Below are 6,318 nucleotides of genomic sequence, written 5' to 3' on the forward strand. Positions count from 1 at the left end.
GCGCAAATACCAGCATCCGACGACCTAACCACAGGTACGTCAGCGAGGACATTGGGTACGTTGTTTGGTGAGTGGGGTCAACTCACTAGCTCTGCAAGCTACACGAGTGTGCCATGGGTTCGCAACATTAAAAACGATATGTGGGTGTGGGGCCAGGAGGACGACTACGGAGTCAAACAGGTATCAATGTACGACGGGCACTGGGAACACACAGATATAAGGGACGATTACGTCCAGGCAACGTGCGTAGAATAATGTAGTGATGTTTCTCATAGAGAACGGTCCAAAATTTACCTCTGAGGATCTGACCACGCCAGCAGAAATGTATGCAGTAAAGTTGGTGTTTATCAAACCAGGATCCCCAACACAGCATGCTTTCATTGAAAACTTATCGTTATTAAGTCAGTGCTACCCTGATGGGATATTGACTGAGTCAGATGCTGGAATGGCGAGTGTGTGCCTGAGCGTAGAACAGTATCAGTCGCGGTTTGAGTCGTTATCACGGGCAGTGGTGATTGTGGCGATGATGTTTTATCTACTGATATCCGTGAGAACGCAGGACGTCGCAGTGTGATACTGAATGATGAGAGGTTTCGGTTTTTGGCTCACTAGCCACTGGTATGTTGCCCGTCACAGTACCGGTGAAGGGCAACTGCCTGCAATTTATTAAAATGCCTAGTTCATGAAGCATGCAACCGTATAGGAAGCTAGGGTATATTCATACTCGATCATCGAGTCGGGTCACCACCTTATTCGCGCGATCCTTCTCATATTCATATCGAGCCAGCGAGTGGAAGAATCGCACTAAATAGCACGTTAATTATTGGAAACAATAACCTGGATTCTACGTTTCTGAGTATCTTTGGTAGGGCTGTAGGTTTTGGCGGTTGCAGTTTTAATATTGCTGAATTTTCCGCTGTTAATCGCATCTTCCAACAACCATTGGTATTTTATTTTGCTGTCACAGGCTGTCGTACAGGTCGGCTTTGCGGTCAGAGTTTCATTGACAACTGCATTGCCGGTAATAACGGTAGAAATAACATCTCCACTTGCGGAGATAGATAAGTTATTTGCTGCAGCCACTTTGCTACCATCAGCCGGAACAGTGATGTCCCCGTTTGTATGTGGGGTCACCTCTAACCTAATGACTAAACCCAAATCCGTCGTTTTGATGATATAAGTTTCAGTCGTTGCCACAATTTTGTTGTTTACCGTCCAGCTATAAGTGTTTGCAGTGGCTGTATCGCCATCAACATCAGTGAAGGTAAATAAATGGGTTGTATCGATACGAACTACATCACCAGTGTCCAATACACCGTTACTATTCTTGTCCTCATAGGTGATATTGCCTGGAGACAGTGTGGGTGCATGTCCGATCACTGCAGCGGTTATCGGTGACGTTGCAGTGGACGCCAGAGCTTGGCTTGTTGCGAAGCTTAATAACAGTCCCGTAATGAGACAGCCTACAGTCTGCGTTTTAAACATCAACGTGGATCCTTTCATCTTATCATTTTCCTATTCTTCATTATGAAATACGTTAAAAATAACCGATTTGCCCCCAGTGACCCGCTAGACCGAGATGAGGTTGCCTTTGACGGTGACGATTATTCATTGATATTGAACGGAGTTTTATTGTATCTAGCTGCTTAAACAGAATATAAATAGCGCTTGTCGGCCTTAGTCATAACCCTGTATTTCACCATCGGATGACCAGAAATTCTGACACTGAGGTAGTTCATTAAAATGATTTGGTGGTAACTATATTAAAGGCAGTATTCTCGGACGTAATCATGCAGAGTCTTTCCGATTGATCAACAACAGAGTCCCTATGGTCGCACTGATTTTTACGCCAACTTATGGCAGTAGCCATGGGATAAGCTTTTTCGCCCACCTCTAGCTAATAAATAACTGTCTTTACATGAAAAATAATGGGTTTAAAATATAGTGGCGATAGGAATAACGCCAGCACCAAGATATTCAACCAGAGTAGTCGACGAAATGACATGCTGGGTCTAGGGTATTTCATGGGATGACCCTGCTGAAATTTTGTATATCTTGCAATTAATTTTTTTGTGGTCAAATTCACTCCCTATGAAAATAAACACAATTATGTGTAATTTCACTCTTATCGTTATGATTTCATTGTGTAGTAAAACTCAAGGGATACAGTTTAGTGTCGAATGTATATGATTGACAATATTCGGAGTTTTGCTGAAAAATCACGGTAAACAGTGTTAATTCAGTTAGGTAGGTGGGGAGGGGGCGATGGTCTGAAGTGAATGACCTGTGAAGTACAGGGTAAAATACCAAAGAAACAACCTTTAAAGAATAATTAACTGCTTATATTAAGTATCCGATTTTAAATAGGGTAAGGCAATGGCAACGAAAGTACTCGATGCCACTTGTATTGGATTTCTAATATCACGATGAAAGTCTCAGATTTCCTCCTGGGAATTTTGAATGAAAATAACATAACATATTGACTAATATATTATTGGCTTATACCGAAAATTTTATTCGTGAATTTGGATTCCTGTTTCGCTTTGGTCCGGGGATAATAACGGTCAGAATAGCACTGTTTTTCATGGGAATCACAATGGACACCATTACTTAGCGTGTACTCCCAAAGATTACCATCAGTACTTTCACCGAGTACTTTGAGTAACCTTTCTTGTGCTTGGCTACCTAAGTATTTGACAGTTAAGGCTATGGAAATCCCATGACGATCTGCACAGAAATTGGACGCTTTATCGCATATCACACCATCAGATGGGGAAAATATTGACATTGCAAGTGTGGGGGGTGATAAACTCAGTAACAGAGATACTACAAGGTTCTGTCGCATTAAGGCGTGGTCAGGTAACATGCTGTTTTTTTACGATGTTGCCTGCCCATGTCTCTAATCCGAAAAGCCTTCCGTCGGCTGCATTACCCCTCTGATATTATCACCCAGTGTGTTCGCTGGTATCTCGCTTATGCCCTCAGCCTGCGTAATCTCGAGGAGATGATGGCAGAGCGTGGCGTTATTGTTGATCACTCCACGTTACACCGCTGGGTTATCCGTCGGGTGCCCTTGCTGGATAAGGTATTTCGTCAGCATAAACGCTCAGTAGGTCGTCGGTGGCGAATGGATGAAACCTACATCAAAATCAAAGGTCAGTGGAAATATCTTTACCGCGCGGTGGATACTTCAGGCCAGACCATCGACTTTCTGCTGACCGCCAAACGGGATGCTGCAGCGGCATTACGCTTCTTTCGCAAAGCCATTCGACACCAGGGCGAACCTGAGATAGTGACCCTTGATAAAAGTGGTGCCAACACGGCAGCGCTGACTACACTCAACGCCGACAAACCCGAAAAAGAAACCATTACTGTCAGGCAGAACAAGTATCTGAATAACCTGATTGAGCAGGATCACCGAAATATCAAACGTCGGATACGCCTGATGCTGGGATTCAACTCGTTCCGGCGGGCACAGACGATCCTGGCTGGCATCGAATTGATCCACATGATACGAAAAGGGCAATATCAACACCCGCAAAGTGAGGGATTTTCACCTGCGGAAAAATTCTATTTGCTGGCTGCCTAAATAACCGCCAGCACCACTTTTGCTAACCTCTCTACGCTAATGCGACAGAGCCTACTAAAGTAAGCAAAGCAATTAACGCTCAGCCTGAACACTCCATACATCCCTTACAATCAGGGTTTATTCTCAACGGAGCGAGATCCACCGTTAGAGATAAAAACGCTAAACGTAGGATAATTTCCGAATTCCAGGCGGACCCCTTGGGGGTCAAGTTCAACTTCTAGGAACTTTCCTAAGGAAGAAGGCATTCATTTTTCTGGGAAAATATTCCTATAATTTATAATTATAGTAGTTTTTTATATTGTAATAACGTGATTTTATAGTTAGGAGTTTTAGGGGTTGTCCGATTTATCCACTTGAACAATAAGGGTTTTTTGTTATTTTACAGGGAAGTTCCTAATGTTGTGAAATGTATTTATCTTATCATAAAATACATTTACTGGTTTCAGGGGCAACATTGATTGAATTGTCAGCACGCATATGAATGTGTCTAATTATATTTCAATCCAATATATATTGGATATGTAAACTAGGGGAACCATATCAACAGTGGTTATTTATAATTTCTATTTATCTTGTTAGAAATGTGATTTATTTTTCACGTATGTATATTCATACAATTAAAAGGTTAATAACCCCTATGATTTAAAAATCATCCCCATGCCACGTAGCGGGATGGGGGAATTGTATAGCATTGAGGAATTAAAATGAAATATTCAAAAAATACATTAAGCCAGGCAATAGAGAGGAATGAATTTATCCCATTCTATCAGCCTATTATTGATCCCCTTACATATAATGTTGTGGGTTGTGAGGTTTTAGCGCGCTGGCTTAAACCTAGTCGCGGATTAGTGTGCGCGAGTGATTTTATTCTAGACGTTGAAGAACACGGACTTTTGGAATTACTAACCTGTAAATCATTACGAAATATGATGATGGATTTGGATAGGGCCAGTAGTTCATTCCCTTCCGGATTTAGAGTGAATTTAAATGTAAATGTTAGTTTGTTAAATCACGAAAACTTTTCAACTTATCTGGTAATTATCAATGAAGAGTTGCGCAGATTAAACTTTTCATTAATTGCGGAGATAACGGAACGAGAAAATATCGCGAATTTTCCAGAGGCTAAAGCGATATTTAGAAATATGGCTGTACAAGGAATAAATTTTGCCATTGATGACTTTGGAACAAAGTTTGCTAATTTCAGGCTGGTTGATGTAGTTAAAGCTAAGACGTTAAAATTGGATAAACTATTTGTCAATAATATTGGTGATGAAGATTTGGAACGGTTAATGATCAAAGCAATTACTACCGCTCATGCACATGGCGCCAAGGTTATTGCTGAGGGGATAGAAACGTCTGCTCAACATGAGTATGCTAAGAAAATGAACGTAGATTTCGTGCAGGGTTATTTGCACGGTTCTCCCATGCCGTTTGAACTTTTTCATTACAGACTATCACACCCATCGAGACGATATAATCAATATATGCGTGCCGCAGATTATGAACATACTTCCGGATAGAAGGTTTTGTTTTAAATCATATAGTTAATATGACATTTAGGGTGATAAAGTGCTTAATATTTCTCTTATTAATCGTGATGTATACATTAGAAAAGGTGTTTCTGAAATAATAAAAGAAACATTGAAAGATTTTGCAGTAATCTATCGGGTCGGAACAGATCCTCTTCGCTATAGAAATAGCGATATTTTAATTATGGATGGATCACAAGTTAGTGGCGCTTTTGAATTAAAAATAGAGCAGTTAAAAAATGAATCCATTGATTTATTTATCGTTCTACCTAATAAGAACTCCACTTTCTCTCATGAGCAATTGGTTTGCAAAAAAATCAATACCATTACCTATCTTTTTTTGGATGACTCACTTTTAGCCCTCAAGGAGAAAATAATTCAAGGACTAAAAGATATCAATACAAATTCAAATAGGAAAGTAACCCAGAGACCACAAATTACTTGCACAGTAAGGAGAAAACTAACTGTGCAGGAAGGAGTTGTTATGCAGTATTTTAAAGAAGGCTTTACAGGTGGCCATATTGCCAAACTTTTAAACAAAAGTGAAAAGACAGTTAGCTATCAAAAACGGTCAGCGATGAAAAAAATGGGAGTGAGAAATAACATTGAATTAATTCACCACATGTTAAATACGCACTATAATAGTTGATAAATTTGAGCGCGGCAGGTGTAAGGTAAATAAATTAACACTTAAATTATTCTCCATAAAAAAGGCTTTTACGATTGAGTGTGCAATCAGTATTTGGCTATTAAATTCCATTTTTATATTGGCAGTCGATAGCCTATTTATTCACTGAGTGATTAATGTATCATCTATGATGATGCATGCCTTTTATTTATCCCCCTTTATTAGAGGCTGTATTTTTGATGGGGACTAAAACCTTCAATATAATAACGATCCAATAACGAAAAATTCATCCTTTATTCCTCGTAGGAGGTTATCCACCTGAGTCTCCCGACGTGCGTAGAAGGCCGGACTCAGCAGGTTATTCCACTGACACTGAACGTGCGAACCAAACACGGCCTGAAAGACATCATCTGGGATGATGCCGACTTGGTCTCGGCAGGCGGGAAACTCACCGGCAAACGGGTCACCCTGACACTGACCACAGGTACCACAGTAGTCGTGACCGGCAATCCGGTGGTCGGTGAGACGCTGACCGCTAACGCCACCTGTGTGGGGGGGACCTGCGGTCAACT

The 6,318-nt window shown here is 40.9% G+C and carries 6 protein-coding genes and 1 pseudogene; 5 read left to right on the forward strand and 2 right to left on the reverse strand.

Going from position 1 to position 6,318, the window contains the following annotated elements; all coding sequences use genetic code 11:
* Nucleotides 1–271 precede the first annotated feature (271 nt).
* Nucleotides 272–385: pseudogene (locus QSV56_RS21780) on the forward strand (IS3 family transposase); the annotation flags it as partial.
* Nucleotides 386–816: 431 nt separating this feature from the next.
* Here QSV56_RS21780 and QSV56_RS21785 read toward each other — a convergent pair.
* Together QSV56_RS21785 and QSV56_RS21790 are read right to left on the reverse strand one after the other, a co-directional pair.
* Nucleotides 817–1,503: a ZirU family protein gene (locus QSV56_RS21785; RefSeq protein ID WP_301213784.1), complete on the reverse strand. Its 687-nt coding sequence runs from the start codon at nucleotides 1,501–1,503 to the stop codon at nucleotides 817–819.
* A 988-nt stretch (nucleotides 1,504–2,491) separates the two neighbouring features.
* Nucleotides 2,492–2,866 (reverse strand): YcgJ family protein, encoded by a 375-nt coding sequence (locus QSV56_RS21790; protein ID WP_367317238.1) that lies wholly within the window; start codon nucleotides 2,864–2,866, stop codon nucleotides 2,492–2,494.
* A 27-nt stretch (nucleotides 2,867–2,893) separates the two neighbouring features.
* Here QSV56_RS21790 and QSV56_RS21795 point away from each other — a divergent pair, with 27 nt between their 5' ends.
* The 4 genes from QSV56_RS21795 to QSV56_RS21810 form a co-directional block, all read left to right on the forward strand.
* On the forward strand, nucleotides 2,894–3,589 hold the full coding sequence (locus QSV56_RS21795) for an IS6 family transposase (RefSeq protein ID WP_301213786.1): 696 nt from the start codon (nucleotides 2,894–2,896) through the stop codon (nucleotides 3,587–3,589).
* A gap of 704 nt (nucleotides 3,590–4,293) precedes the next feature.
* The gene (locus QSV56_RS21800; protein WP_301213789.1) at nucleotides 4,294–5,109 is read left to right on the forward strand and encodes an EAL domain-containing protein; all 816 of its coding nucleotides are present in this window, start codon (nucleotides 4,294–4,296) and stop codon (nucleotides 5,107–5,109) included.
* A 49-nt stretch (nucleotides 5,110–5,158) separates the two neighbouring features.
* The gene (locus QSV56_RS21805) at nucleotides 5,159–5,767 is read left to right on the forward strand and encodes a LuxR C-terminal-related transcriptional regulator (protein ID WP_301213791.1); all 609 of its coding nucleotides are present in this window, start codon (nucleotides 5,159–5,161) and stop codon (nucleotides 5,765–5,767) included.
* A gap of 357 nt (nucleotides 5,768–6,124) precedes the next feature.
* On the forward strand, nucleotides 6,125–6,318 hold a 194-nt coding region (locus QSV56_RS21810), incomplete at its 3' end, for a hypothetical protein (protein ID WP_301213794.1).

The organism is Yersinia sp. 22-579 (genome assembly GCF_030433455.1).
Taxonomy (GTDB): domain Bacteria; phylum Pseudomonadota; class Gammaproteobacteria; order Enterobacterales; family Enterobacteriaceae; genus Yersinia; species Yersinia enterocolitica.

Bases quoted from the DNA above. Each gene is read 5' to 3' on its own strand.
- QSV56_RS21785 (WP_301213784.1), bottom strand. From the start codon at position 1,503: ATGAAAGGATCCACGTTGATGTTTAAAACGCAGACTGTAGGCTGTCTC.
- QSV56_RS21790 (WP_367317238.1), bottom strand. From the start codon at position 2,866: ATGTTACCTGACCACGCCTTAATGCGACAGAACCTTGTAGTATCTCTG.
- QSV56_RS21795 (WP_301213786.1), top strand. From the start codon at position 2,894: ATGTCTCTAATCCGAAAAGCCTTCCGTCGGCTGCATTACCCCTCTGAT.
- QSV56_RS21800 (WP_301213789.1), top strand. From the start codon at position 4,294: ATGAAATATTCAAAAAATACATTAAGCCAGGCAATAGAGAGGAATGAA.